Here is a 24,131-nt window from a genome sequence, read left to right on the forward strand (position 1 = left end):
GGGGATAGGCCGGTGAGGGTTGAACCGGTCGGGCCGCCGCCGTGGGGTGAGCGCGTCCTGGTCGCCGGCGCCGGGGTGGCCGGCGCGTCCGCGGCCCGGTTCCTGGTGAGCCGGGGTGTGGCGGTCACCGTCTGCGACAACCGGCCGGCGGCGCTCGAACCGCTGGTTGCCGCCGGTGCCACGGCGGTGTCCCCGGGCGCCCTGATGGCGACCTCCGATTGGACCGACGACTTCGATCTCGTCGTCGCGTCGCCGGGATTTCGGCCCGACAACCCGCTCGTGGTGGCCGCCGCGAAGGCTGGGCTACCGGTCTGGGGTGAGGTCGAATTGGCCTGGCAGGTCGACCGATCCGGCGTCACCGGGCCGCCACGACAATGGCTGGTGGTCACCGGCACCAACGGCAAGACGACCACCACCGGGATGGTCGAGTCGATCATGACCGCTGCCGGGGCCTCGGTGATGGCCTGCGGCAACATCGGCCTGCCGGTGCTCGATGCATTGGTCGCCGAGCCCCGCGTCGATGTGCTCGCCGTGGAACTGTCGTCCTTCCAGCTCTTCTGGGCGCCATCTGTGCGTCCGACCGCGGGTGTGGTGCTCAACATCGCCGAGGATCATCTCGACTGGCACGGCTCGATGGATGCCTACATCGAGGCCAAGGCGATCGCCCTGTCCGGGCCGATCGCGGTGGTCGGCCGCGACGACCCGGTGGCGCGAGACCTCGCCGGTTCGGATCCGGACGGACGCACACTCGGCTTCCGCCTCGGCGTGCCGGAACCGGATGAACTGGGTGTGGTGGACGGCCGATTGGTCGACCGGGTCGACTGGGAGGCCGGTGCCGATTCCGCTCCGATCCCGTTGGCCGAGGCCGCGGTGTTGATCGACGCCGACAAGGTCCGGCCGCCGGGCCCGTCCGGGGTGCTCGATGCGCTCGCGGCCGCGGCGCTGTGCCGGGCGGTCGGGGCCGGCCCGCAGGCCGTCGCCGAAGGACTCGAAGCGTTCACCGTCGCCGGGCATCGCAGCGCGCCGGTCGCCATCGTCGGGACGACCACGTTCATCGATGATTCGAAGGCGACGAACCCCCACGCCGCGCAGGCGTCGATCCTGGGACATCGCCGGGTGGTCTGGGTTGCCGGGGGATTGCTCAAGGGCGCTTCGGTCGACGAACTCATCATCGCCATCCGCGATCGGCTCGCCGGGGTGGTGATCATCGGAGCCGATCGCGACATCATCAGAGATGCAATGGCACGACACGCCCCTTTGGTCCCAACAGTCACACGAGTAACAGGAGAAGATGGGGCGATGAACATCGTCCCGGCTTCGACAGATCCGGCTTCCGCCGACGCGGTCATGGACAGTGCGGTGCGGGCCGCCTGGGATCTCTGCGTAGCCGATCCGGACACCCCCGATGCAGTGGTGCTGGCCCCGGCCGCGGCGTCGCTGGACATGTTCTCCGGTTACGGGGCTCGCGGCGACAGCTTCGCCGCGAGTGCCCGCGCCCTCCCGGGCGCGCAGGTGCTGGGGGCCTCCTGATGCGAAAGAACCGGATCGACGCCGACGGCGACACTGCTGATTCGGATACCGGACCCGGCGGTGTGGACGTCGAGGACGATGGTGACCTCGACGGTGTCGACGTCGGAGGCGACTCCGCGAAGACAGCCTCGGAGTCGACCGGTCGCGCTCGTCGTCCGGCCGAGTCCACATCGGAGCGCCGGGTCATCACCCTGGGCGAGGGGATCGGTTCGATCCTCTCCAGGATTGCCGGTGTCCTGGGCCGGCCACTGGCGTCGTTCCATCTGGTGGTCACCCTCACCGTCCTGCTGACCGCCTTCGGGTTGGTGATGGTGCTCTCGGCCTCCTCGGTGGAGGGTTACTCCAAAACCGGCTCGTCGTACGGCATGTTCACCACCCAGCTGGTCTTCGCCGCGCTCGGTGTGCTGCTGTTCTACTTCGCCGTCCGGATGCCGGTGCGGATAATGCGGCGACTGGCCGCCCCCGCCATCATCATCACCACGATCATGCTGATGCTGGTCCTCGTGCCGGGGATCGGAACCCTCAGTCAGGGTGCTCGCCGGTGGTTCGTCGTCGGCGGGCTCTCGGTCCAGCCCTCCGAACTCGCCAAGGTCGCACTTTGTGTCTGGGGTGCGCACCTGCTGGCCTCACGTCGCCGCGACAACGCGCAACTGCGTGAGCTGCTGATCCCGCTGATCCCGGTGGCCGTGCTGATCTGTGGCCTGATCATCCTCGAGCCGAACCTCAGTACCACTGTCACCATCGCGATCATCATCGGTGCATTGCTCTGGTTCGCGGGCCTGCCGATGAAGGTCTTCGGGTTCTTCGCGCTCACCGGTGTGGTGCTGGCGGGCGTGTTCGCCATGTCGGCCGGCTATCGCAGCGCGCGGGTTCTCAGCTTCCTGGGGCAGGACAACGATCCGCAGGGTTCGGGCTATCAGGCCAGGCAGGCGCGGTACGCGCTGGCCAATGGTGGACCGTTCGGTGAGGGTCTCGGACAGAGCCGCGCCAAGTGGAACTACCTGCCCAACGCGCACAACGACTTCATCTTCGCGATCATCGGCGAAGAACTCGGGCTCGTCGGCGGCGTCATCGTGTTGCTGCTGTTCGGTCTGTTCGCCTTCGTCGGCCTGCGGATCGCGGCCCGCTCGGTGGACCCCTTCCTGCGATTGCTCACCGCAACCATCACGATCCTGATCACAGCGCAGGCGCTGATCAACATCAGTTACGTCGTCGGACTGCTGCCGGTGACGGGTATTCAGCTGCCGCTGCTGTCGGCCGGTGGCACCTCGACTCTGACGACGCTGGTCATGTTCGGGTTGCTGGCCAACGCGGCCCGGCACGAACCGGAGGCGGTGGCGGCACTGGCTTCCGGGGGCGACGGCAGGTTCGGCAGGATGCTCCGCCTACCCAACCCGGTTCCGTACGCTCAGACCCGTGCGGAGGTTCTGCGTGACCGCCTGGACCGGCGGCGGGTACAGCGCGCACCGAGTCCGGTGGGGCGGGCCCGTCGGGCCGCGGCCACCGAACCGGCGCGACGACCGGTGCGGAAACAGCAGCCCCCACGCAGCTATCCGCCGCGTGAGGACACCCGGCGCGTGCGGGTGCAGCGGCCCCAGGATTGGGGATATGACGGCACTGCAAGCCCGCCTCAGCGGAGGTCGCAGTCACTGCGTAACAATGACAGCTATGCCCATGATCGTCAGCCGCGAGATATCCGTCGCGGCAGCAATGCCTCTGCCCGACCGTACGGTGAGGACCGCCGGCGCCGCGACCCGCGACCGAGGCGGTGAGCGCACCGCCGGATGGAAATCTGGAACGGACGCACGTGGATGGGGCATGGGATCATGAGTGACTCGGCACGGCCGTTGTCGGTTGTGGTGGCAGGCGGTGGCACGGCCGGACACATCGAACCGGCCATGGCCGTCGCGGATGCGCTGATCGAGATCGATCCCACGATCACCGTCACCGCCCTGGGCACAGCGCGTGGACTCGAGACGACACTGGTGCCCGAGCGCGGTTATCGGCTCGAGCTGATCCCGCCGGTGCCCTTGCCCCGCAAGCCCAATGCCGATCTTGCGAAACTTCCACTGCGACTGCCGAAGTCGGTCGCCGCCACGCGTCGCATCCTCGACGAGGTGGAGGCCGACGTGGTCATCGGATTCGGTGGGTACGTGGCGTTACCCGCCTATCTCGCGGCCCGTCTGCGGAGCCGTCCGAGCGCGCGGATCCCGGTGCTCATCCACGAGGCCAACGCCCGTGCCGGTGTCGCGAACAAGGTCGGTGCGCGGTTGGCGCAGCGGGTGCTGGCCGCGGTTCCCGGCTCCGGTCTGCAGGCCGAGGTTGTCGGAATCCCGGTGCGCGCGGCCATCTCTGATCTCGATCGTGGTGCGTTGCGCGCCGAGGCCCGAGCGTTCTTCGGACTCGATCCCGACGCCCCGACCCTGCTGGTCTTCGGTGGATCGCAAGGTGCGCAGAGCCTCAACACCGCAGTACGCGGTGCGGCACAGACATTGGCGGACAACGGTATCGGCGTCCTGCACGCCTACGGGAAGAAGAACACCATCGAGCCGTTCGACGCGACTCCGGCGTATGTCGGCCTGCCGTATGTTTCCCGGATGGACCTCGCCTACGCGGCCGCGGATCTGGCCATCTGCCGGGCCGGGGCGATGACCGTCGCCGAGGTCTCGGCGACCGGTCTGCCCGCGGTGTACGTCCCGCTTCCGCACGGCAACGGGGAGCAACGACTGAACGCCGCCCCGCTGGTCGAGGCCGGTGGGGGACTGATGGTCGACGACGCAGATCTGACGCCCGACTATGTGGCACAGACCATCCCGCCATTGCTGACCGATCCGCAACGGCTCGCGGCGATGGCGGCTGCGGCCGCCGGATCGGGTGCCAGGGGTGCCGCTCAGGCGGTTGCCGCGGCCGGCATCGAACTCGCACAGGCCCGGCGTGCGTTGGTGAGCCGATGAACGACTCGAACAACCCAAGCCCGAAACAGCCTCTGCCTGCGCAACTCTCGCGTGTGCACATGGTCGGGATCGGTGGCGCCGGGATGTCCGGGCTCGCCCGGATCCTGTTGGCGCGTGGGGGTCAGGTCTCGGGCAGTGACGCCAAGGAATCGCGCGGTGTCATCGATCTACGCACCCGGGGTGCGCAGATCCACATCGGCCATGACGGTGCGGCGCTCGACATGCTCGACGGGGGACCGACGGTGGTGGTCACCACTCTGGCCGCCATCCCCAAGGACAACCCCGAGCTGGTCGCTGCGCGCGAACGCGGGATCCCCATCCTGCTGCGGCCCGGGGTACTCGCGACCCTGATGGAAGGCCACCGCAACGTGCTGATCGCGGGCACCCACGGCAAGACCTCCACCACGTCGATGACGGTGGTCGCGTTGCAGCACTGCGGCCTCAATCCGTCGTTCGCCATCGGTGGCCAACTGAACGAATCGGGAACCAATGCCCACCACGGATCGGGCGAAGTGTTCGTGGCCGAGGCCGACGAGAGCGACGGGTCGCTCCTGGAATACACACCGAATGTGGCTGTGGTTACCAATGTCGAGTCCGATCACCTCGATTATTTCGGGACCGTGGCGGCCTATGTGCGAGTGTTCGACGACTTCGCCGATCGCATCGTCGACGGCGGCACCCTTGTGGTCTGCCTCGACGATCCGGGGTCGGCGGCGTTCGCCGGCCGGGTGACCGAACGCCTGGCAGAGCGGGACATTTCCATCCGCGGCTACGGCGAGGGTCTGCACCGCGACCTGGCGCCGGATACCCCGCTCGCGGCCGAGCTGTCGAGCTGGCAGAGCCGTGCCGGCGGCGGTGTCGCGCAGGTTCGGTTCACCGAGCGCGACGGCGTCGTCGTCGAGCATGAGATGAAGCTGCCGGTGCCCGGTAAACACATGGCGCTCAACGCGATGGCCGCAGTACTGGCCGGAGAAGCCGCCGGCGCGCCGCTCGCCGATGTGATCAGGGGCGTCGAAGGTTTCACCGGTGTCCACCGCCGATTCCAGCTACGCGGCGCTGTCGGCGGGATCCGGGTGTTCGACGACTATGCCCATCACCCCACCGAGGTCCGGGCGGTGCTGACCGCGGCGCGCGACATGGTCGCGGCCGACGGTGGTCGTGTGATGGCCATCTTCCAGCCCCACCTGTACTCACGCACAGAGACATTCGCGACCGAGTTCGCCGCCGCACTCGACCTCGCCGATCAGGTCATCGTGCTCGATGTCTACGGAGCGCGCGAACAACCGATCCCGGGGATCAGCGGTGTGACGATCGCCGAACGGATCAGCAAACCCGTTGCCTTCCAGCCTGATGTCTCAGCGCTTCCGCGTCAGGTGGTCGAGCTGGCCCAGCCGCAAGACGTCATCCTCACCATCGGTGCCGGTGACGTGACCATGCAGGCCGGGGAGATCGTCAAGGCGTTGCGCGATGCCGGTCAGGTGAGCCGGGACGGCCGGCCGCCGCGGGGCGAACGGTGAACCGATCAGATGAGCCCGGACCAGGTCGTCTCGGTCCGGACGAGCCCGACGCGGATGGACTCGATGCCGGAGACCTCGGCGCGGACGAGTCCGGCGCAGCAAATTTCGGCGCCGACTTCGATGACGACGATTTCGATGACGACGTGCCCGGGGCGGCGGAGGTGGCCGCTCGGGACGACGACGACGGCGATTCGGGTGAATCTGACGAATCCGACACCGGGGGAGGGACGTCGAGGGCACGGCTGCGCCGGTTCACGCGCGGACGATTCACCCGCCGCCGGCGCAGTCGGCCCCCGATCAGCGGGATGCGGGTGCTGGTCGGCACGATCGGTGTCATCGCGGTGGTCTTCGCGCTGTTCCTGGTTGCCTACTTCACGCCGCTGATGTCGGTGCGATCGGTCGACGTGTCCGGCAATTCCGCGGTGCCGGCGGAGGAGATCACCTCAGCGGCAGCGGTTCCCGGTGGCGAGCCGCTCCTGCAGGTGGATGCCGCGGCAGCCGCCCAGCGGGTCTCGATGATCCCGCGGATCGCCTCGGTTCGGGTCAAGCGCGAGTATCCGTCGACCATCAGTATCTCGGTGGTCGAACGCGTCGCGGTCGTCTTCACCGAGCGTGATGGACAGAAGTACTTGATGGACAAGCTGGGATTCGAGTTCGCGCAACAGGATCCGCCGCCCGGACTGGCGCAGCTGCGAACCCAGAATCCGGGTTCGGGTGACGCCTCGACGCGCGCGGCATTGACCGTGATGGCCGAGGTTCCTCCTTACGTGTCCGAACAAATCGCCGCGATCGAGGTCGGTTCCCCGGTGAATATCGTGTTGGTACTCAAGGACAACCGCACCGTGGTGTGGGGAGATGACCGTCGAAATGCGGAGAAAGCGGAGACCCTGCGCCATGTGCTGACGCAACCGGGAACCGAATACAATGTGTCCAGCCCGTCGAATCCGACGTTCAAATAGTCGATTTGGTGCAAATTCGCAGAGTTCTTTCCCGACACGCCGCGCCGGTTGCTGGCTCAGGTGTCCGAAGGTGCCTAGCGTTTCCATCAGCACACGACTACTTGACATAACTCTAAGCCTATGGTTTAGGTTGAGGGTTTTCGCGAAGCGGCCGTGCCGTAGAACCAAACTGGTTCGAAGAGACCAAAAGGAAGGCGAGCGCCATGACGCCCCCGCACAACTACCTTGCCGTGATCAAGGTCGTCGGTATTGGCGGCGGCGGAGTAAATGCCGTCAACCGCATGATCGAACAGGGACTCAAAGGTGTTGAGTTCATCGCGATCAACACCGATGCCCAGGCCCTGCTGATGAGCGACGCCGACGTCAAGCTCGATGTCGGCCGCGATTCCACCCGTGGTCTGGGCGCCGGTGCCGACCCCGAGGTGGGTCGCCGCGCAGCCGAAGACGCGAAGGACGAGATCGAGGAGCTCATCAAGGGCGCCGACATGGTCTTCGTGACCGCCGGTGAGGGTGGTGGCACCGGTACCGGTGGCGCGCCCGTCGTGGCGAGCATCGCCCGCAAACTCGGCGCGCTGACCGTCGGTGTGGTCACCCGCCCCTTCTCGTTCGAGGGCAAGCGCCGCGGGGGACAGGCCGAGGTCGGCATCACCGCCCTGCGCGAATCCTGCGACACGCTCATCGTCATCCCCAACGACCGGTTGCTGCAGATGGGCGACGCCGCCGTCAGCCTGATGGATGCGTTCCGCAGCGCCGACGAGGTCCTCCTCAACGGCGTTCAGGGCATCACCGACCTGATCACCACCCCCGGATTGATCAACGTCGACTTCGCGGACGTCAAGGGCGTGATGAGCAACGCGGGCAGCGCGCTGATGGGCATCGGTTCGTCGCGTGGCGAGAACCGCGCCACCAAGGCTGCCGAATCCGCGATCAACTCCCCGCTGCTCGAGGCCTCGATGGAGGGCGCGCACGGTGTGCTGATCTCCATCGCAGGCGGCAGCGACCTGGGTCTGTTCGAGATCAACGAGGCGGCGACGCTGGTGCAGGAAGCCGCGCACATCGACGCCAACATCATCTTCGGCACCGTGATCGACGACAACCTGGGCGATGAGGTCCGTGTCACCGTGATCGCAGCCGGCTTCGACAGCGGTTCACCGGCGCGTAAGCCGGTCGAGTCGGCGGCCACCGTCGCAGCTCGCAGCGCCTCGGTCGGATCTGCCCGCGCGGGTGCATTGTCGAACGGCAGTGACCACGAACGTCGCGAGCCGCTGTTCGCCCAGGCCCCTGCCGGCGACCCCTTCTCCGATGATCGCGGCGGCCGCCCGACCTCGCGTCCCGCCCACGGGATGGACGAGGCGGACGACGAGGTGGACGTTCCACCGTTCATGAAGCGCTGAACGTGGCAGTGGGTTTTCGCGTCCGGCGGGTGACCACCTCGCGGGCCGGTGGCTTTTCGACCGGTCCCTATGCGTCCTTCAATCTCGGTGACCACGTGGGTGACGATCCGGATGCGGTGTCGCGCAATCGGGCCCGGCTCGGTGAAGAAATCGGCGTCGGTGCCTCGCGGGTGGTCTGGATGGAACAGATCCACAGCCGCAACGTTGTCACCGTCGACGGTCCGGTGTCCGAGCCGGTACCGGCCACCGATGCCCTGGTCACCACGACCAAAGACCTGGCGTTGGCAGTGCTGACGGCCGACTGTGTCCCGTTGCTGCTCAGTGACGAGGAGGCGGGTGTGATCGCGGCCGTCCACGCCGGACGGGTCGGTGCCCGCATCGGGATCGTGCCGCGGGTCCTCGCGGAGATGGAAGCGGCCGGCGCGGTCGTGAGCCGGATCGGTGCGTTCATGGGACCGGCGGCCAGTGGTCGCCGGTACGAGGTGCCCGCGCACATGCAGGCCGACGTCGAGGCCCACCTGCCCGGCAGCGCCACCACGACACTCAAGGGCACCCCGGGACTCGATCTGCGGGCCGGTATCCGGCGTCAGCTGCTCGAGGCCGGGATCAACGCGGTGGCGCAGGATCCGCGGTGCACGATCGAAGACGAGACACTGTTCAGTCACCGGCGTGGGGCGCCGACGGGACGGTTCGCCTCTGTCATCTGGATGGACAGCAGTGCCTGAGGGCTCTGAGTTGTCGTCGAGGCGTGGCGAGGAACTCGCTGCGAATCTGGCTCGGGTCCGCAGTCGCGTCGACGCGGCCTGCCTCGCAGCCGGCCGGTCGGCGGCCGAGGTGCAATTGCTGCCCGTCACCAAGTTCTTTCCGGCCGATGACGTGCGCCTGCTCGTGGATGCCGGTGCCACCGAGTTCGGTGAATCGCGTGAGCCCGAGGCCGGTGGCAAGGCTGCGGAGGTCCGGGCCACGACCGGTCGGAGCGATCTGCGCTTTCACATGATCGGACAGTTGCAGCGCAACAAGGCGAAGTCGGTGGCGCGGTGGGCGGACCGGGTGCATTCGGTCGACAGTCTCAAACTCGCCCAGGCGCTCGACCGCGCCGTGGGGACCGCCCGCGAGGACGGTTCGCGCCCGGGAGCGCTGGAGGTCCTCATCCAGGTCGGACTCGACGACGACGAGGCCAAGGGCCGCGGCGGCGTCCCCGCAGATGAACTGCCTGCGCTGGCCGACCACGTCGGCGAATCGGCGAATCTGGAGTTGCGCGGACTGATGGTGATTGCGCCACTTCGCGGTTCTGCTGAGCAGTGGCTGGAGCAGGCGGCCCGCATCCATCAGGAATTCGTCGCGCGATATCCGGCGGCAACCGAATTGTCGGCAGGTATGTCAGCCGATTTGGAGGTCGCTGTCAAGTACGGATCGACATGCGTGCGTGTCGGTACCGCGATCATGGGCCACCGGCCAGTAATCTCGCCCTAACGGTTAGTCACATGAGTAACACGAGCAACACGGCTAACAGAGATTGTCGAGTACAAGCTGCGGCTGAAAGAGGGAATGCGATGAGCACCATCCACAAGTTCAAGGCGTACTTCGGCATGGTTCCGCCCGGGGACTACGAAGACGACTACTTGGAGGACCCGGCACCCGCACGGGCTCGCCGTTATGAGCGCGACTACCGCGACGAGGACTACCGCGAGCCGTTCTACGGCGACGAGGTCGGTGCGGCCCGTCCGTTCCGCGCCGAGGAAGCCCGTCCGTACCGTGACGAGGTCGACGACCGCGACTACCGGGAGGCCGAGTTCGAGCGGGCCCCCGAGTACGCCTACGCCGGTTCCCGTCGTCCCCAGTTCGAGTCGGTCGACCGCTACGCGGCACCGGCGCCGGCGCGGCCCACCGGACGCCTCGAGCCGCTCGGCAGCAGCCGTCCGGCGGCCACCCGTCCGACGACCGTCGGCGGCGGCACGAGCACCCGTGGGGCACTGGCTCTCGATTCGCGCGCCGAGTTGGACCGGGTCTTCGAAGAAGGCAACCCGCTCGGCAAGATCACCACGCTGCGCCCCAGCAGCTATGCCGAGGCCCGCACCATCGGCGAGCGTTTCCGCGACGGCAGTCCGGTCATCATGGACCTCGTGGACATGAGCAACGCCGATGCGAAGCGGCTGGTGGATTTCGCCGCCGGTCTGGCTTTCGCACTCCACGGCTCGTTCGACAAGGTGGCGACCAAGGTCTTCCTGTTGGCTCCCGCGGACATCGACGTCTCGGCCGAGGATCGCCGCAAGATCGCCGAGACCGGTTTCTACAACCACCAGTAGGACGGGCAACAGGCCGCCAGTGCTGGGGTTTTCCCAAACCGCCGGGAATTCGGGCAGAGTTATGGCGTGACGATCGCGCGAGAAATCATCTACTACATCCTTTTCATCTACTGGCTGCTGCTCCTGGGCCGCCTGGTGATCGAATTGGTACGTACCTTTGCCAGGGAATGGCGCCCGACCGGCGCCTCGGTTGTGGTCATCGAGGGTGTCTTCACATCCACCGATCCGCCGATCAAGACACTGCGGCGCATACTTCCGCCCATCCCGCTGGGCCCGGTCCGGTTGGACCTGTCTCTGATGATCACCATGATCCTGGTGTTGATAGCCATGACCGTCGTCGCCGGATAGTTCGGTCCCGGCGCGGGATCTGCTGCCCGATTCACCGTTCCGGCCCGGCCATTTTGCGGTCGGTGGGGTGGGCGGATCCGGGCAGACACTCCGCCTGAACAGGGCGATGACCCTCCGGATCACCTTGTCCCGGGTGTGACGCACTAGTATCGAGTAGGTTGATAACAAACGGGTCACGGATTCACGGCGCGCCGTTTTAAATGGTGCGTTTTGACCGCCGTTTGATTTCGACATGGCAACCATGGGGTGCAACGAACGGTTCTGGTGTGACAGGATGGACGCCAGTTACAGCCTGTGTGCATATCGTGAATAATATGAAGGACGCTCACGGTTCGGCGGACACGCTGAGCCAGCACCTGCCCGATAAGTAGAGACCGAAGTTCGACACAAGGTATAAGGGGACCGACCAATGCGGCTGACACCAGCTGATGTGCACAACGTCGCGTTCAGCAAACCGCCGATCGGCAAACGCGGCTACAACGAGGACGAGGTAGATCAGTTCCTCGACTTCGTCGAAGCCGAACTGGCGCGTCTGATCGAAGAGAACACTGACCTGAAACAACGGGTCGAAGAGCTCGAAGGCGAGGTTGCTGCGGCAAAGAACGCGCCGGCATCGACTCCAGAACCTGCAACGCAGGCATTTGCGGCGCAACCGGCGGCTCCGGCTGCCGAGCCCGCGGCTCCCGCGGCACCGCAGAGCGACGACCAGAGCGTTCGGGCTGCCCGAGTGCTGGGTCTGGCCCAAGAGACCGCTGATCGGCTCACCAACAATGCTCGTAGTGAGTCCGAGTCGATGGTGGCCGACGCCCGCGCCCGCGCCGATGCGCTGGTCGGCGACGCCCGCGCAAAGTCCGAGGCGATGTTGAGCGACGCGCGTCAGCGGTCCGAGGCGATCCTCGCCGATTCGCAGACCCGCGCCGAGACGCAGACGCGTCAGGCACAGGAGAAGGCAGCTGCGCTGCAGGCGGACGCCGAGCGCAAGCACACCGAGATCATGGGCACCATCAACCAGCAGCGCACGGTGCTGGAAGGCAGGATCGAGCAGCTCAAGACCTTTGAGCGCGAGTACCGGACACGGCTCAAGACCTACCTGGAGTCGCAGCTCGAAGAGTTGCAGCAACGGGGCAGTGCGGCACCGGTGGACAATGCCCGCGGTGGTGACGCCTTCTCGTCCGATCCCGGCAACGGTGGTTTCACCAACACAGGCGGATTCTCCAAGCCGAGCAACTGACGCGACCGGGTAACCAGGACGCTTCACGTGTTGGTTTTGGCGCTGTCGGCCACCCTGGTGGGATTCGTCCTACTGGTGGCGGCTCTGCTCACGGGTGTTCTCTGGCTGGCGATCGCATGCGTGGTCGTCTGCGTCATAGGGGTCGGATTTCTCATCGGCGACCTACTCGGACTGGGGCGGAGTTCTTCTGCCCCAACTGATTCCGACGCGAACGACCCCGATCGCACCGCAGCCGATGACGACGGCAGTGATCTGAACAATGACGAGGTCGGCACCTCGGATCAGGAGCAGGCTGGGGATTGGTCCGCAACGGCGGAGCATGAGGAAGATCCCGCAACCGGCGACTCGTCCGAGGGCCACACCCGCAACGGAGGCAACTTCGACGCGGCCTCCGAGGCGGAAACCGGCGAGATCCCGCGGATATCGAAGCATGATCGGCCGGACGATCCGCCGACCGAAGAATTCTTTCTGGACAAGCCACGTTAGACTTGAAGGACGCGTTGATCCGGCCATCACCGGGGAGCACCCGGAAGAACGGGACCGCGAGGTCCTCAGTAGAACCGGGCGGATTGAGGCCCGTCACAGCCTCGGCGGTTACCGGCAGCAGTGTGCCGGTCAATCGATGGAGTGGCGCCGATCCCAGGCGCAAGCGGGGTGGTACCGCGGCCGATGAAACCATCGGATCGTCCCCGTGCCGGCTAACACGCCAGAGCACGAGGAGACGGTAGTGAGTTCACAAGAATCGGCAACGCAGGACCAGACAACCGGACGGGTCTATCCGCTGGTTGATCTCACCGGCGGCACACGCAGCGGCGCGCCCTCTTTCCCCCAGGTCGAGGAGCGGGTGCTCGACTACTGGAAGTCCGACGACACCTTCCGGGCCTCGATCGAGAACCGGGCGGATGCGCCGGAGTTCGTCTTCTACGATGGCCCGCCCTTCGCCAACGGTCTGCCCCACTACGGTCACCTGCTGACCGGCTACGTCAAAGACCTCGTCCCGCGTTTCCAGACGATGCGAGGCAAGAAGGTCGACCGCCGGTTCGGCTGGGACACCCACGGTCTGCCCGCCGAGCTCGAAGCGGAGCGGCAGCTCGGCATCACCGACAAGGCCCAGATCGAGACCATGGGCGTGGCGAAGTTCAACGAGTACTGCCACTCCTCGGTGTTGCGGTACACCGACGAATGGCGTGAGTACGTCACCCGCCAGGCGCGCTGGGTCGACTTCGACAACGACTACAAGACCCTCGACATCGACTTCATGGAGTCGGTCATGTGGGCATTCAAGACACTTCACGACAAGGGCCTGGTCTACCAGGGCTATCGCGTGCTGCCGTACTCCTGGTACGAGCAGACGCCCCTGTCGAATCAGGAGAGCAAGCTCGACGACGCCTACCGGATGCGTCAGGATCCGGCGCTCACCGTGCGGATGACCTTGAACACCAAGGACTTCGGGCCGACGGAACTCGACGGTGTGAACGCTCTGATCTGGACCACGACACCGTGGACACTGCCCTCGAACCTGGCGATCGCCGTTCATCCCGACACCGAATACAGCCACGTCCGGGGCGAGGACGGACAGGAGTACCTGCTCGCCACCGCGCTGCTCGGCGGTTACGCGCGCGAGTTGGGCGCCGAGCCGGAGGTCCTGGGCACATACACCGGTTCGCAGCTCGAGAACATCCGCTATCAGCCGCCCTTCGACTTCTTCGTCGGCCACGAGGGTGCCCATCGAATCCTGCTGGGCGACTACGTCACCACCGAGAGTGGAACCGGAATCGTCCACCTGGCACCGGCTTTCGGTGAAGAGGACATGGAATTGGCCACGGCCAACGGGATCGAGGTCGTGCAGCCTCTGGACCCGGGCGGCCGCTTCACCTCGATGGTGCCGCCCTACGAGGGGCAGATGGTCTTCGATGCCAACCCGGTGATCATCAAAGACCTCAAGGCCGCAGGCAAGATCGTGCGCCACGAGACGATCGAACACTCGTACCCGCACTCGTGGCGGTCCGGAAAACCGTTGATCTACATGGCCGTTCCGTCCTGGTTTGTCGCCGTGACCACATTCCGTGACCGGATGGTGGAGCTGAACAAGCAGATCGAATGGTCGCCGGAACACATCCGTGACGGCCAGTTCGGCAAATGGCTCGAAGGTGCACGGGATTGGAACATCAGCCGAAACCGCTACTGGGGTGCGCCGATCCCGGTATGGATCTCCGATGACCCGGAGTACCCGCGCACCGATGTCTACGGCAGCCTCGACGAACTCGAACGTGACTTCGGTGTCCGCCCGGACAATCTGCACCGGCCGTTCATCGATGACCTGACCCGGCCCAACCCCGATGACCCGACCGGCAAGTCGACGATGCGCCGCGTGCCCGAGGTCCTGGACTGCTGGTTCGAATCCGGATCGATGCCGTTCGCGCAGGTGCATTACCCGTTCGAGAACACCGACTGGTTCGAGGGCACCGACACCGAACCGGGCCACAGCCCAGGCGATTTCATCGTCGAGTACAACGGTCAGACCCGTGGCTGGTTCTACAACCTGCACGTGCTCTCGACCGCACTGTTCGATCGTCCGGCATTCCGGACGGTTGCCGCGCACGGGATCGTGCTGGGTGACGACGGCCAGAAGATGTCGAAGTCCAAGCGGAACTACCCCGACGTCAACGAGGTGTTCGACCGTGATGGCAGCGATGCCATGCGGTGGTTCCTGATGGCCTCGCCGATCCTGCGGGGCGGCAACCTGGTCGTCACCGAGCGGGGGATCCGGGAAGGTGTCCGGCAGGCGTTGCTGCCGCTGTGGAATGCGTACAGCTTCTTGCAGCTTTACGCCGAGCGGCCCGCACAGTGGAGCACCGCCTCCACCAATGTGCTCGATCGGTACATCCTGGCGAAGGCTGCGGCGACCCGTGATGCGATGACTGAGCAGATGGAGACCTACGACGTCGCCGGTGCATGTGACGAGTTCCGGAACTTCTGTGAGGCCCTGACCAATTGGTATGTGCGCCGGTCGCGTTCGCGGTTCTGGGCCGGCCAGGATGAGGCTCCGGAGGCGTTCGACACCCTCTACACCGCGCTGGAGGTGGCCTGCCGTCTGGCCGCGCCGTTGCTGCCGCTGACCACCGAGGCGATCTGGCGTGGGCTGACCGGCGAGCGGTCGGTGCACCTGACGGATTGGCCCGCTGACGACGAACTGCCTGCCGATCCGGAATTGGTCGCCGCGATGGACGACGTGCAGTCGGTCTGTTCGGTGGCGTCGAGCCTGCGCAAGGCCAACAAGCTGCGGGTGCGGCTTCCGTTGCCTGCGTTGACCATCGCCTCGCCCGATGCGCAGCGGCTGGCGCCGTACACCGATCTCATCGCCGATGAGATGAACGTGAAGTCGGTGAATTTGACCGAAGATGCGGACCAGTACGGGAAAGTGGAATTGTCCGTCAACGCCCGGGTGGCCGGGCCTCGACTGGGCAAGGATGTCCAGCGGGTCATCAAGGCCGTCAAGTCCGGGAATGTGAGCATCACCGAGCGTGACGGCGCCGAGGTGGTCAGCGCCGACGGCATCGAACTGCTCGAAGGGGAGTTCAGCCGCAAACTTGTTGCGGTGAAACCGGAATCGACTGCCGAGCTGCCGTCCGGCAACGGACTCGTGGTCCTCGACACCACGGTCACCGAAGATCTCGAGGCCGAGGGCTGGGCCAAGGACCGGATCCGCGAACTACAGGAAACCCGACGCAGTGCCGGGCTGGATGTGTCGGACCGGATCAAGGTGGTCCTGGCGGTACCTGCCGAGCATCTGGAGTGGGCGCGGCGGCACGCCGACCTGATCGCCGGCGAGATCCTGGCCGTGGACCTGAGCGTGGTCGACGGACGCGACGAGCCCGCATCGGGGCCGTGGGTCGAACTCGGTGACGGCGTACAGGCGACGGTCACCAAGGCGGGCTAGGGAAGCACGGGCCGGCTCGCAGCCAGTCCGATCCGATCGAGGAGCCCATCGATCTGCAGGGTGAACAGCGTCTGCATATCGGTGGGTGACTCGACGCCGAATTGCCCGAACACCTCCAGACTGGTCAGGCCGACAGTGGTGGCCCACAACGCAACTGCGCTGTGCAGGTGATCGTCGTCGAGTTCGAGGTCGAACTCCTCTCGGATGCCGTCGAAGACGGCGTCCACACCTGCCTGGTGCAACGACACCTGAGGGGTCATCCGACCTGATGCGGCGGCATCGGCGATGGTGCGCATCAGCAGTGCGGCAACACGTGTCCCCGGTTCGGTGGTCTTCTCCGCCGGTGCCTGATATCCGGGGACGGGACTGCCGTAGAGCAGTGCGTAGCGCGCGGGTTCGGCGACCGCCCAGTCATGGAACGCCAGGGCGCTGCGGCGGATCTGTTCTCTCGGATCGTCGGCCGGTGCGGTGTCGTGAGCGGTACCGACCGCGTCGGCGAGTTCGGTGTACGCGTCGACCACCAGCATGGTCAGGAGGTCGTCGCGGCTCGCGACGTAGCGGTACACCGCCGAGGACACCAGGTCGAGATCCCGGGCGATCGCCCGTAGCGACAGGGCGGCCGCGCCGTACGTCGCCAGATGCTCCCGGCCGACCTCGAGGATGCGCTGCGTCGTCTGCATCCGGGCCTGCGCACGCGGGGTCGGCTTTTTGTCCATGGTGTCATCCTGCCACAAACAAGAGCAGTGCTCTTGCAATTGGGTCGACGGTGGTGCACACTCGATAACAAGCGAGAGCAGTGCTCTCCGAATCGAGTGAAGGAGCAGGTCATGACCGCAATCACGCACTACAACCGGCCCGGCAGGGGTGTGCATTTCTTCAACGGCATCGTCGCGTGGTTGGCGGACCGGGGAATCACACTCGCCGGGGCACGCACCTTGGAGGTGCGCGGCCGCGTCTCGGGCAATCTGCAACGTATCCCGGTCAACCCGCTGCGCATCGGGGGCCGCACCTATCTGATCGGCGCGCGGGGCGAGACGCAGTGGGCGCGCAATGTCCGTGCAGCCGGAACGTGCACGCTGCGCGGCGGCCGGACCGCCACCACGTATTCGGTCTCGGAAGTCGAGGTCGCCGACAAGCCGGCGCTGCTGCGCCCGTACCTGAAGCGCTGGGGGTGGGAGGTCGCCTCGTTGATGCCGGTCAAGATCGGCGCGGACTCCTCGCAGGAGGAACTGCTGGCCGCCGGAGGGATCATTCCGGTCTTTGAGTTGCGCGCCACTTCCTGACGCCCCGGGTCCATTCCGGTGTCGCCGCCGGGGCATACGATTGCCGATGTGCGACAACAGGGCGGGGGCAGCAGTTCCCGGTGGGTGATGCACATCGACATGGATGCATTTTTCGCCTCGGTCGAACAGCTCACCCGGCCGACGTTGCGCGGGCGACCGGTGATGGTCGGCGGTCTGGGCGGACGCGGAGTCGTTGCCGGTGCGAGCTACGAGGCTCGCGTATTCGGTGCGCGTTCGGCGATGCCGATGCATCAGGCGCGCAGGCTGGTCGGCGCCGGCGCGGTGGTGCTGCCACCGCGGGGATCGGTGTACGGCGCGGTGAGCAGGCGGGTGTTCGGCTTGATGCGCGGGATGATCCCGGTGATCGAAACCCTCTCGTTCGACGAGGCATTCGCCGAGCCCGCCGAACTGGCCGGGGCCGATGCCGATGCCGCGGAAGAGTTCGCGCAGCGGTTGCGCAAGCGGATCAGCGACGAGGTGGGGCTGGCCGCATCGGTCGGTTTCGGCACCGGCAAACAGATCGCCAAGATCGCCTCCGGCATGGCCAAACCCGACGGTGTGGTGGTCGTCCGGCCCGACGAGCAGCGGGAGTTCCTGTCTCGGCTGTCGGTACGCAAACTGTGGGGGATCGGACCGGTCGCCGGGGAACGTTTGCAACGCTTGGGTATCGACACGATCGGTGACCTGGCGGCCATGTCGCCGATGGAGGTCTCGTCGGTACTGGGCGCCACGGTCGGTCCCGGGTTGCACCTGCTCGCACAGGGTATCGACGACCGGCCCGTCGCCGAACGGGCCTCGGCCAAACAGATCAGCGCCGAATCGACGTTCGCCGAGGACATCACGGATCTGGCAAAGCTACGCGGGGCAGTGGAACGGTCTGCGGCGTCCGCGCATCGCCGACTTCTCGCCGACGGGCGCGGATCCCGGACGGTGGTGGTCAAACTCAAGAAGTCCGACATGTCGGTACTCACCCGGTCGAGCACGCTGCCCGCGGCCACCACGGAGTTTCCGGTCCTCGCCGCCGCCGCCCAGCGTCTGGTGCTCGACCCGCAGGAGATCGGGCCGATCCGCCTGGTCGGCGTCGGATACTCCGGTTTGACGGCGGTGCAACAGTTTTCGATGTTCCCGGAGCTGGATGAATTCTCCGGGCCCGAGGCCGGCGAGGGTGATGCGTCGTCGGCGGAGCAGTCCTATCCCGGCGGTCGTACGCCGGACGCCGACCGGCTGCGCTGGACCACCGGCGATGACGTCCACCACCCGGAGCACGGATACGGCTGGGTCCAGGGCAGCGGGCATGGCCGGGTGACGATCCGGTTCGAAACCCGCGCCCGCGGACCGGGATTCGCCCGCACGTTCTCCCTCGACGATCCCGATCTGCAGAAAGCGGATCCGCTGCTCAGCCTCGACTGGCCGGAGGAGTACCTCCGCGAAGTCCCCGAGGAGGAGTAACCCGACCGGCCGCCGAGCGGGCCGAAATCACCGTCGAGCGGGCCGAAATCACCGCCGACTGTGCCAAAACTGTTGAGGTAGTGGCCTGGTGCGTGCAACTTCGGCACGGTCAACGGTGATTTCGGCACGGTCGGCGGAGGGGTGCCGGCTCCGGTTGGCTCGGGCCTCAGTCGGGGGCGAAGAAGGCGGAGATTTCTTGTCGGCCACCGCCGCCGGCAAGGATCGCCTGCACTGCGACCCTTGTCTGCGAGGCGCGAAGCCACGGCGAGATCACCGCGCCGCATCTGATCAGATCGATTGCGCCACCGCCACCTCCGTAGAGTGGCACCACCTCACCGAGCGGGACCCGCGAGCATACGACCACCGGTATGCCGCGGTCGATCACCCGGCCGGCCGCCGCCACGACATCGGGATGGGTATTGCCGGAACCGCTGGCCGACAGGACGATCGCGTCGGCACCGGCGTCGGCGGCCCACTCGAGGATCTGGGGATCGACGCCCGGATAGAGGGTCAGGATGTCCACCCGGACCCCGGCTATCGGAGCGGGTGGCAGCAGTCGTCGGGGCAGACCCGGATGAACCTGCCGGAACGGCATCGGGCTGCGGGTGTCGAACTTGGTTGCGCCACGTGCGGCGACCACCTCGCCGCCCATGGCGATCAGGACCCCGCGCCCGCGTAGGCCGGGGTCGAGGGCCAGTGCAACGGCCGCCTCGATGTTGGCCGGACCGTCGGCGTCGGGGGAGTCCGCGGGCAACTGCGCGCCGGTCACCACAACGGGTCTCGGGTCGCGATGCATGAGGTCGATGAGCATCGCGGTCTCTTCCATGGTGTCGGTGCCGTGCGTGACCACCACCCCGCGGACGTCGGGATCGCCGAGTTCGGATGCCACCGCCTGCCGGATCGCGTCCTGGTCTGCCGGGAGCAGTGCCCCGGAATCGACCTGCAGGATGTCGCGCACCCGCAGTTCAGTGGCGTCCGCGTCCGAGCGTGCGTCCGCGATGAGTTCGGCACCACCGACATCCGGACGCGCGCCGTCGGCGAAACGGCGACTGGCAATGGTCCCGCCGGTGGTGAGAATTGACACGACAGCCTGCGGGTACGCCATGATTGTCAGCTTCGACTCTGGCGGCCTCACGGGTCAAATCCGGATGCATTTGGCATAGTGGGTCGGGACCGATGCCGACTTGGCCCAAACGACCCGATTCACCTGTCACTTCCGGTGACCGGTTGTGAAATGAGAAGGACGGATTTTGAAGCTTCGTAAGTTCGTGACCGCCGGAGTCGCAGTATGCGCCTTCCTGTCCATTGCTGCCTGCTCCGACGACGACGGCGGCGGCGGATCGACCACCACCACGACCACGACGGTTGCCAGTTCTGAGTCGCCAGGCGGAGGCGGCCTGACCGATTCCAGCAAGCCGCCGACCGCAGCCGAGCTCAACACCATGCTCGAGACCGCGCTGAACCCGAACGTTCCGGCCACCGATAAGACCAAGCTGGTGCAGAACTCCGATAAGGACCCGGGCCTCTTCGACAAGCTGGTCGAAGCCGCTGAGGCGAACCCGGACCTGGAATACCAGATCGTGGCCCCCGTCCGTCCCGCAGGTAAGGACCAGGCGAAGGCCAACGTCAAGGTCAAGCTGCCCGATACCCCGGAGCAGCAGCTCGAGGCCTTGATCGTCTTCGACAACGGCACCTGGAAGCTGTCCTCGACCACGGTCTGCCTGCTCCTGTCGGCTGCCAACGAGACCAGCCCGATGTGCCCGGCCACCAGCTAGGACATCGTCCCACCTGAGTAATCGGTACCGATAACAGATCTGAACCGACACCGGCGCCGATCGCGAGTTCTTCGCGATCGGCGCCGGTGTTTCTGTCAGCTGGGGTCGTGCCGTGTTCGGTCCTACCGGCCCCAGGTCGAGTTGAAACCGAGGAGCTGACGGAACTGGGTTCCATCACCACCGACCAGTGTGCGGCCACCGGAGATGTTCATCTGACCGGAGACGGGCACACCCCGGGTCAGATCGAGGACAACGGTTCCGCCGCCGGTCATCGAATAGCTCTCGATGTTGAGGGTGCCTCCCTCGGGAAGCCGGAACACCGCGTTGTTCGGAGTCTCGTCGATGGTGAACTCGATCGTCAGCCGGTCGCCTTCACGGGCGGTCAGGGTCGCATTGATCGTCTGACGCACGCTGGCTCCGGCGTTCACGGTGCGGACGGCCTCCCACCGTGCCCCTATCCCGATGGGTTCGGTCGGCAGGGTGACGGAACGCTGGAAGGTGGACACGAGAGCTTCCTCCACCGCCTGACGCGCGTTGTCGTCGGCGTCCTCGTTCGGCAGGATCCGCAGTGAGATGGGCGCCATACCTGTGCCGATGCTCATGCCGGCGCGCGAACCGTCCTGGGCTTTGAGTGCTTGGTTCAGGGCGGTGTCCGGGGATCCGGCGGCACCGATCTGCAGGTCTATGTCGGTCGCATCGGTGCAGTTGACGCGGGCGGTCATCGGCAGGTCGACCGTGGTCGCCGACGACGCGGCACCCTCGCCGTCCGGGGACGCGAACGTCGACGTGGTCACCAGCTTGGCGGGCTGTGCGCTCGCCCGGTCGAACGCGCTCAGAGCCGCCGCGAGGGGCTGCTCACCTGCGGTTTCCAGGGTGACCTCCGCTGGCGGGACGGGAAGGAGCGCCGCGTCCGTGGCCCCGGCGGTGGTATCGGTGGCACAGCCCGTCGGTGCCGGAGGCGCGGTGTTCTTGTCGTCGGATCCACATCCCGCCAGGCCGATGGTCAGGACCAGGGCGGCGGCAAGGGATCCGACCGGCCGGGACAGACGAGGGGCACGGCGAAGGGGCAGAAATCGGACTCGGGTCGTGGACCGGAGCGGAGCAGGAGAGGACACGGCCGCCAGCGTATCGAGTCGCTCATGGATGATGGACAGGTGACAAGCGAGCCCACCCCCCGGTCAGCCGGCGATCCGACCGCTGACGTAGCCCCGCAACAGCAGGCCCGGCCCAAGGTCTGGGTGACGCTGGTGATCGTCGCGCTCGTGATCCTGATCGCCGACCTCGTGACCAAGATCATCGCGGTCGCGGTGATCGAACCCGGCGATCCGATCGAGATCATCGGTGAGACGGTCACCTTCAAACTGGTGCGCAACAGTGGTGCGGCCTTCTCGATGGCCACCGGATACACCTGGGTTCTGACGATCGTCGCGCTCGCCGTGGTGGTCGGGATCGTGCGGTACAGCAGCCGGCTCGGCTCTCTCTGGTGGGCTGTCGGCCTCGGGTTGGTCCTCGGTGGAGCCCTCGGCAACCTGATCGACCGCATGTTCCGGTCACCGGGCGTACTCCGCGGACACGTCGTGGACTTCGTGTCGGTCGGATGGTGGCCGGTGTTCAACGTCGCCGATTCGGCGGTGGTCTGTGGCGCCGTCCTCCTGGTGGGCCTGACCCTCTTCGGATTCGAGTTCGACGGAACCCGCGCCGGCGACCACCGCGACGACGACCCCCGTGACGACTCAGACAACTCGACAACAACAAAGGCAGTGAACGACAAAGTGAGCACCGAAGATCCGACAGAGAACGGCCGAGACGCATGACCAGGGAATCGCGGTCCATGCCGATCCCGGACGGCCTCGACGGGATGCGCGCAGATGCCGGCGTCGCCCGGATGCTCGGGCTGTCGCGGACAGTGGCGGCGACACTTGCCGACGACGGTGACATCAGTGTCGAGGGCTCGCCGGTGGGCAAGTCCCACAAGCTGGTCGGCGGCGAATGGCTCGAAGTGGTGTTGCCGGCACCGGCGCGGGTCCTGACGATCGAGGCGCAGCCGGTCGAGGGCATGGAGATCATCTACTCGGACGACGACATCGTGGTGGTCGACAAGCCGGTCGGGGTCGCGGCGCATGCGTCCGTCGGATGGACCGGACCGACGGTCATCGGTGGTCTGGCGGCCGCGGGATTCCGTATCTCGACTTCGGGAGCGCATGAACGTCAGGGCATCGTGCACCGTCTGGATGTGGGTACCTCGGGCGTGATGGTGGTCGCGACCTCCGAACGCGCGTACACCTCGCTCAAGCGGGCCTTCAAGCAGCGGACCGTCGACAAGCGCTATCACGCTGTGGTCCAGGGACATCCGGATCCGCGCAGTGGGACGATCGACGCCCCGATCGGCCGAAGTCGCGGCAACGACTGGAAGTTCACCGTCTCGGCGTCGGGCAAACACAGCATCACCCACTACGACACCGTCGAGATGTTCCGGTCGGCAAGCCTTCTCGATGTGCACCTGGAGACCGGCCGCACACACCAGATCCGCGTGCACTTCTCGGCCCTGCACCATCCCTGCTGCGGTGACCTGACGTACGGCGCCGATCCGGTACTCGCCGCCCGGCTCGGTCTGGAGCGGCAATGGTTGCACGCCCGGGCGTTGTCGTTCGCTCATCCGGCTGACGGTCGACTGGTGGAGTTCACGAGTCCGTATCCGGCGGATCTGCAGCATGCGCTGGACATACTCCGGGCCGGTTAGTCGTGGGTTCGGCCGTCCGTACCGCACTCGGCCTGGTGGCCGTGGTCGTGGTCCTGGTGGCCGGTCTCTATGTGGTCGGGGTGGCCAATCCGGTCCCGAAGCCGGTGGTGACCGATGACGTCCTGGGCCCCGACAACGGAGAAGAGGTCGCCGGTTATCTGACGCGGGCGCAGGAGTCGTTGTCCGGACCGGACACCGACCGGTGGGCGCTGATCTCGTTGTCCCAGGCCGATGCCCTCGACGAGGGCTGGGCGCTGGCCACGTCGTATCCGTCGATGTTGCTGTCGCAGAACATCTTCAACGTGCAGATCGACCGGGTTCAGACACCGACGGTGCGGGCCGCGACCGGCAACACCGAGGATTCTTTCCACTGGTCGGAACAGATCGCGGCCGAGCAGGTGATCGTCCGCTCCACCGGCACCGACCGTGCCGAACAGGTCGGTGAGGTGGCCGCGGCGCGGCTGCGGGCCGGGTGCACGTGCCTGATCGGACTGGTGGTCCGTGGCCGGCTCGGGGTCCTGCAGCAGGTCGCCGGAGCTCCCGGCGTCCGGGCGGTCGAGGCGCTGCCCGAGGATGCGGGAGCGGGCATGTTCACGGTGATCCCGTTGCTGCCGTCGATGGTCGATGTCGTCGAACCGGTACCCGACGATGGACCCATTCCACCGGGCTAGCGGCGTTATATGGTGTGCCCTGGACGACGTGTGA

Annotated in this window: 22 protein-coding genes; 19 read left to right on the plus strand and 3 right to left on the minus strand. The window is 66.5% G+C overall.

Annotated features, from left to right (window positions below; all coding sequences use genetic code 11):
* Positions 1-12 precede the first annotated feature (12 nt).
* From murD to ileS, 13 genes are all read left to right on the plus strand, one after another.
* Positions 13-1,530 carry a UDP-N-acetylmuramoyl-L-alanine--D-glutamate ligase gene (gene murD / locus AC51GR_RS06855; protein WP_496323837.1) on the plus strand — a complete coding sequence of 506 codons (1,518 nt, stop codon included), beginning with the start codon at positions 13-15 and terminating at the stop codon, positions 1,528-1,530.
* Positions 1,530-3,302: a putative lipid II flippase FtsW gene (gene ftsW, locus AC51GR_RS06860; protein WP_496323838.1), complete on the plus strand. Its 1,773-nt coding sequence runs from the start codon at positions 1,530-1,532 to the stop codon at positions 3,300-3,302. The genes murD and ftsW overlap by 1 nt, the downstream gene beginning before the upstream one ends.
* 54 nt (positions 3,303-3,356) lie before the next feature.
* Positions 3,357-4,484, plus strand: a complete 1,128-nt coding sequence (gene murG / locus AC51GR_RS06865) for an undecaprenyldiphospho-muramoylpentapeptide beta-N-acetylglucosaminyltransferase (protein ID WP_496323839.1) — start codon at positions 3,357-3,359, stop codon at positions 4,482-4,484.
* A complete protein-coding gene (gene murC / locus AC51GR_RS06870; protein WP_496323840.1) occupies positions 4,481-6,001 on the plus strand; it encodes a UDP-N-acetylmuramate--L-alanine ligase in 1,521 nt (506 codons plus the stop codon). Before murG ends, murC begins: the two co-directional genes overlap by 4 nt.
* Positions 5,998-6,960, plus strand: coding sequence for a cell division protein FtsQ/DivIB (locus tag AC51GR_RS06875; RefSeq protein ID WP_496323841.1), 963 nt, complete (start codon positions 5,998-6,000; stop codon positions 6,958-6,960). Before murC ends, AC51GR_RS06875 begins: the two co-directional genes overlap by 4 nt.
* 203 nt (positions 6,961-7,163) lie before the next feature.
* Positions 7,164-8,354 (plus strand): cell division protein FtsZ, encoded by a 1,191-nt coding sequence (ftsZ, locus tag AC51GR_RS06880; RefSeq protein ID WP_496323842.1) that lies wholly within the window; start codon positions 7,164-7,166, stop codon positions 8,352-8,354.
* Between the two features lie 8 nt (positions 8,355-8,362).
* Positions 8,363-9,079 (plus strand): peptidoglycan editing factor PgeF, encoded by a 717-nt coding sequence (pgeF, locus tag AC51GR_RS06885; protein WP_496324112.1) that lies wholly within the window; start codon positions 8,363-8,365, stop codon positions 9,077-9,079.
* Positions 9,072-9,827 (plus strand): YggS family pyridoxal phosphate-dependent enzyme, encoded by a 756-nt coding sequence (locus AC51GR_RS06890; protein ID WP_496323843.1) that lies wholly within the window; start codon positions 9,072-9,074, stop codon positions 9,825-9,827. The genes pgeF and AC51GR_RS06890 overlap by 8 nt, the downstream gene beginning before the upstream one ends.
* A gap of 80 nt (positions 9,828-9,907) precedes the next feature.
* Entirely contained in the window at positions 9,908-10,660 is a 753-nt protein-coding gene (locus AC51GR_RS06895) for a cell division protein SepF (protein ID WP_496323844.1), read from the plus strand.
* A 66-nt stretch (positions 10,661-10,726) separates the two neighbouring features.
* Positions 10,727-11,008, plus strand: coding sequence for a YggT family protein (locus AC51GR_RS06900; RefSeq protein ID WP_496323845.1), 282 nt, complete (start codon positions 10,727-10,729; stop codon positions 11,006-11,008).
* 409 nt (positions 11,009-11,417) lie between these two features.
* Positions 11,418-12,239 (plus strand): DivIVA-like cell division protein Wag31, encoded by an 822-nt coding sequence (gene wag31, locus AC51GR_RS06905; RefSeq protein WP_496323846.1) that lies wholly within the window; start codon positions 11,418-11,420, stop codon positions 12,237-12,239.
* Between the two features lie 27 nt (positions 12,240-12,266).
* Positions 12,267-12,725: a hypothetical protein gene (locus tag AC51GR_RS06910; protein ID WP_496323847.1), complete on the plus strand. Its 459-nt coding sequence runs from the start codon at positions 12,267-12,269 to the stop codon at positions 12,723-12,725.
* Positions 12,726-12,966: 241 nt separating this feature from the next.
* On the plus strand, positions 12,967-16,179 hold the full coding sequence (gene ileS / locus AC51GR_RS06915; protein ID WP_496323848.1) for an isoleucine--tRNA ligase: 3,213 nt from the start codon (positions 12,967-12,969) through the stop codon (positions 16,177-16,179).
* Here ileS and AC51GR_RS06920 read toward each other — a convergent pair.
* Positions 16,176-16,895 (minus strand): TetR/AcrR family transcriptional regulator, encoded by a 720-nt coding sequence (locus AC51GR_RS06920; RefSeq protein ID WP_496323849.1) that lies wholly within the window; start codon positions 16,893-16,895, stop codon positions 16,176-16,178. The genes ileS and AC51GR_RS06920 overlap by 4 nt on opposite strands.
* Before the next feature lie 111 nt (positions 16,896-17,006).
* On the opposite strand from AC51GR_RS06920, the gene AC51GR_RS06925 reads away from it, so the two are divergent.
* Complete coding sequence (locus tag AC51GR_RS06925; protein WP_496323850.1) at positions 17,007-17,462, plus strand: nitroreductase/quinone reductase family protein; 456 nt, start codon at positions 17,007-17,009, stop codon at positions 17,460-17,462.
* A gap of 87 nt (positions 17,463-17,549) precedes the next feature.
* The gene (locus AC51GR_RS06930) at positions 17,550-18,911 is read left to right on the plus strand and encodes a DNA polymerase IV (protein WP_496324113.1); all 1,362 of its coding nucleotides are present in this window, start codon (positions 17,550-17,552) and stop codon (positions 18,909-18,911) included.
* A gap of 166 nt (positions 18,912-19,077) precedes the next feature.
* Here the strand turns inward: AC51GR_RS06930 and AC51GR_RS06935 are convergent, their stop codons facing one another.
* Positions 19,078-20,016, minus strand: coding sequence for an asparaginase (locus tag AC51GR_RS06935; protein WP_496323851.1), 939 nt, complete (start codon positions 20,014-20,016; stop codon positions 19,078-19,080).
* A 145-nt stretch (positions 20,017-20,161) separates the two neighbouring features.
* On the opposite strand from AC51GR_RS06935, the gene AC51GR_RS06940 reads away from it, so the two are divergent.
* Positions 20,162-20,686 carry a WKL family lipoprotein gene (locus AC51GR_RS06940; protein ID WP_496323852.1) on the plus strand — a complete coding sequence of 175 codons (525 nt, stop codon included), beginning with the start codon at positions 20,162-20,164 and terminating at the stop codon, positions 20,684-20,686.
* 122 nt (positions 20,687-20,808) lie between these two features.
* Here the strand turns inward: AC51GR_RS06940 and AC51GR_RS06945 are convergent, their stop codons facing one another.
* On the minus strand, positions 20,809-21,801 hold the full coding sequence (locus AC51GR_RS06945; protein WP_496323853.1) for a hypothetical protein: 993 nt from the start codon (positions 21,799-21,801) through the stop codon (positions 20,809-20,811).
* A gap of 24 nt (positions 21,802-21,825) precedes the next feature.
* On the opposite strand from AC51GR_RS06945, the gene lspA reads away from it, so the two are divergent.
* Genes lspA through AC51GR_RS06960 form a run of 3 tightly spaced genes read left to right on the plus strand, consistent with a single transcriptional unit; the run spans position 21,826 to position 24,097 of the window.
* A complete protein-coding gene (lspA, locus tag AC51GR_RS06950) occupies positions 21,826-22,500 on the plus strand; it encodes a signal peptidase II (RefSeq protein WP_496323854.1) in 675 nt (224 codons plus the stop codon).
* A gap of 17 nt (positions 22,501-22,517) precedes the next feature.
* Entirely contained in the window at positions 22,518-23,426 is a 909-nt protein-coding gene (locus tag AC51GR_RS06955) for an RluA family pseudouridine synthase (RefSeq protein WP_496323855.1), read from the plus strand.
* Between the two features lie 2 nt (positions 23,427-23,428).
* The gene (locus AC51GR_RS06960) at positions 23,429-24,097 is read left to right on the plus strand and encodes a hypothetical protein (protein WP_496323856.1); all 669 of its coding nucleotides are present in this window, start codon (positions 23,429-23,431) and stop codon (positions 24,095-24,097) included.
* The last annotated feature ends 34 nt before the right edge of the window (positions 24,098-24,131 follow it).

The sequence above is a fragment of the Williamsia sp. z71 genome, assembly GCF_059553375.1.

Excerpts from the sequence above, each read along its gene's own strand:
- ftsZ (WP_496323842.1), top strand. The coding sequence starts at position 7,164 with ATGACGCCCCCGCACAACTACCTTGCCGTGATCAAGGTCGTCGGTATT.
- wag31 (WP_496323846.1), top strand. The coding sequence starts at position 11,418 with ATGCGGCTGACACCAGCTGATGTGCACAACGTCGCGTTCAGCAAACCG.
- lspA (WP_496323854.1), top strand. The coding sequence starts at position 21,826 with ATGGATGATGGACAGGTGACAAGCGAGCCCACCCCCCGGTCAGCCGGC.
- murG (WP_496323839.1), top strand. The coding sequence starts at position 3,357 with ATGAGTGACTCGGCACGGCCGTTGTCGGTTGTGGTGGCAGGCGGTGGC.
- AC51GR_RS06925 (WP_496323850.1), top strand. The coding sequence starts at position 17,007 with ATGACCGCAATCACGCACTACAACCGGCCCGGCAGGGGTGTGCATTTC.
- AC51GR_RS06920 (WP_496323849.1), bottom strand. The coding sequence starts at position 16,895 with ATGGACAAAAAGCCGACCCCGCGTGCGCAGGCCCGGATGCAGACGACG.
- AC51GR_RS06930 (WP_496324113.1), top strand. The coding sequence starts at position 17,550 with ATGCACATCGACATGGATGCATTTTTCGCCTCGGTCGAACAGCTCACC.
- AC51GR_RS06895 (WP_496323844.1), top strand. The coding sequence starts at position 9,908 with ATGAGCACCATCCACAAGTTCAAGGCGTACTTCGGCATGGTTCCGCCC.
- ftsW (WP_496323838.1), top strand. The coding sequence starts at position 1,530 with ATGCGAAAGAACCGGATCGACGCCGACGGCGACACTGCTGATTCGGAT.
- AC51GR_RS06955 (WP_496323855.1), top strand. The coding sequence starts at position 22,518 with ATGCCGATCCCGGACGGCCTCGACGGGATGCGCGCAGATGCCGGCGTC.
- AC51GR_RS06935 (WP_496323851.1), bottom strand. The coding sequence starts at position 20,016 with ATGGCGTACCCGCAGGCTGTCGTGTCAATTCTCACCACCGGCGGGACC.
- murC (WP_496323840.1), top strand. The coding sequence starts at position 4,481 with ATGAACGACTCGAACAACCCAAGCCCGAAACAGCCTCTGCCTGCGCAA.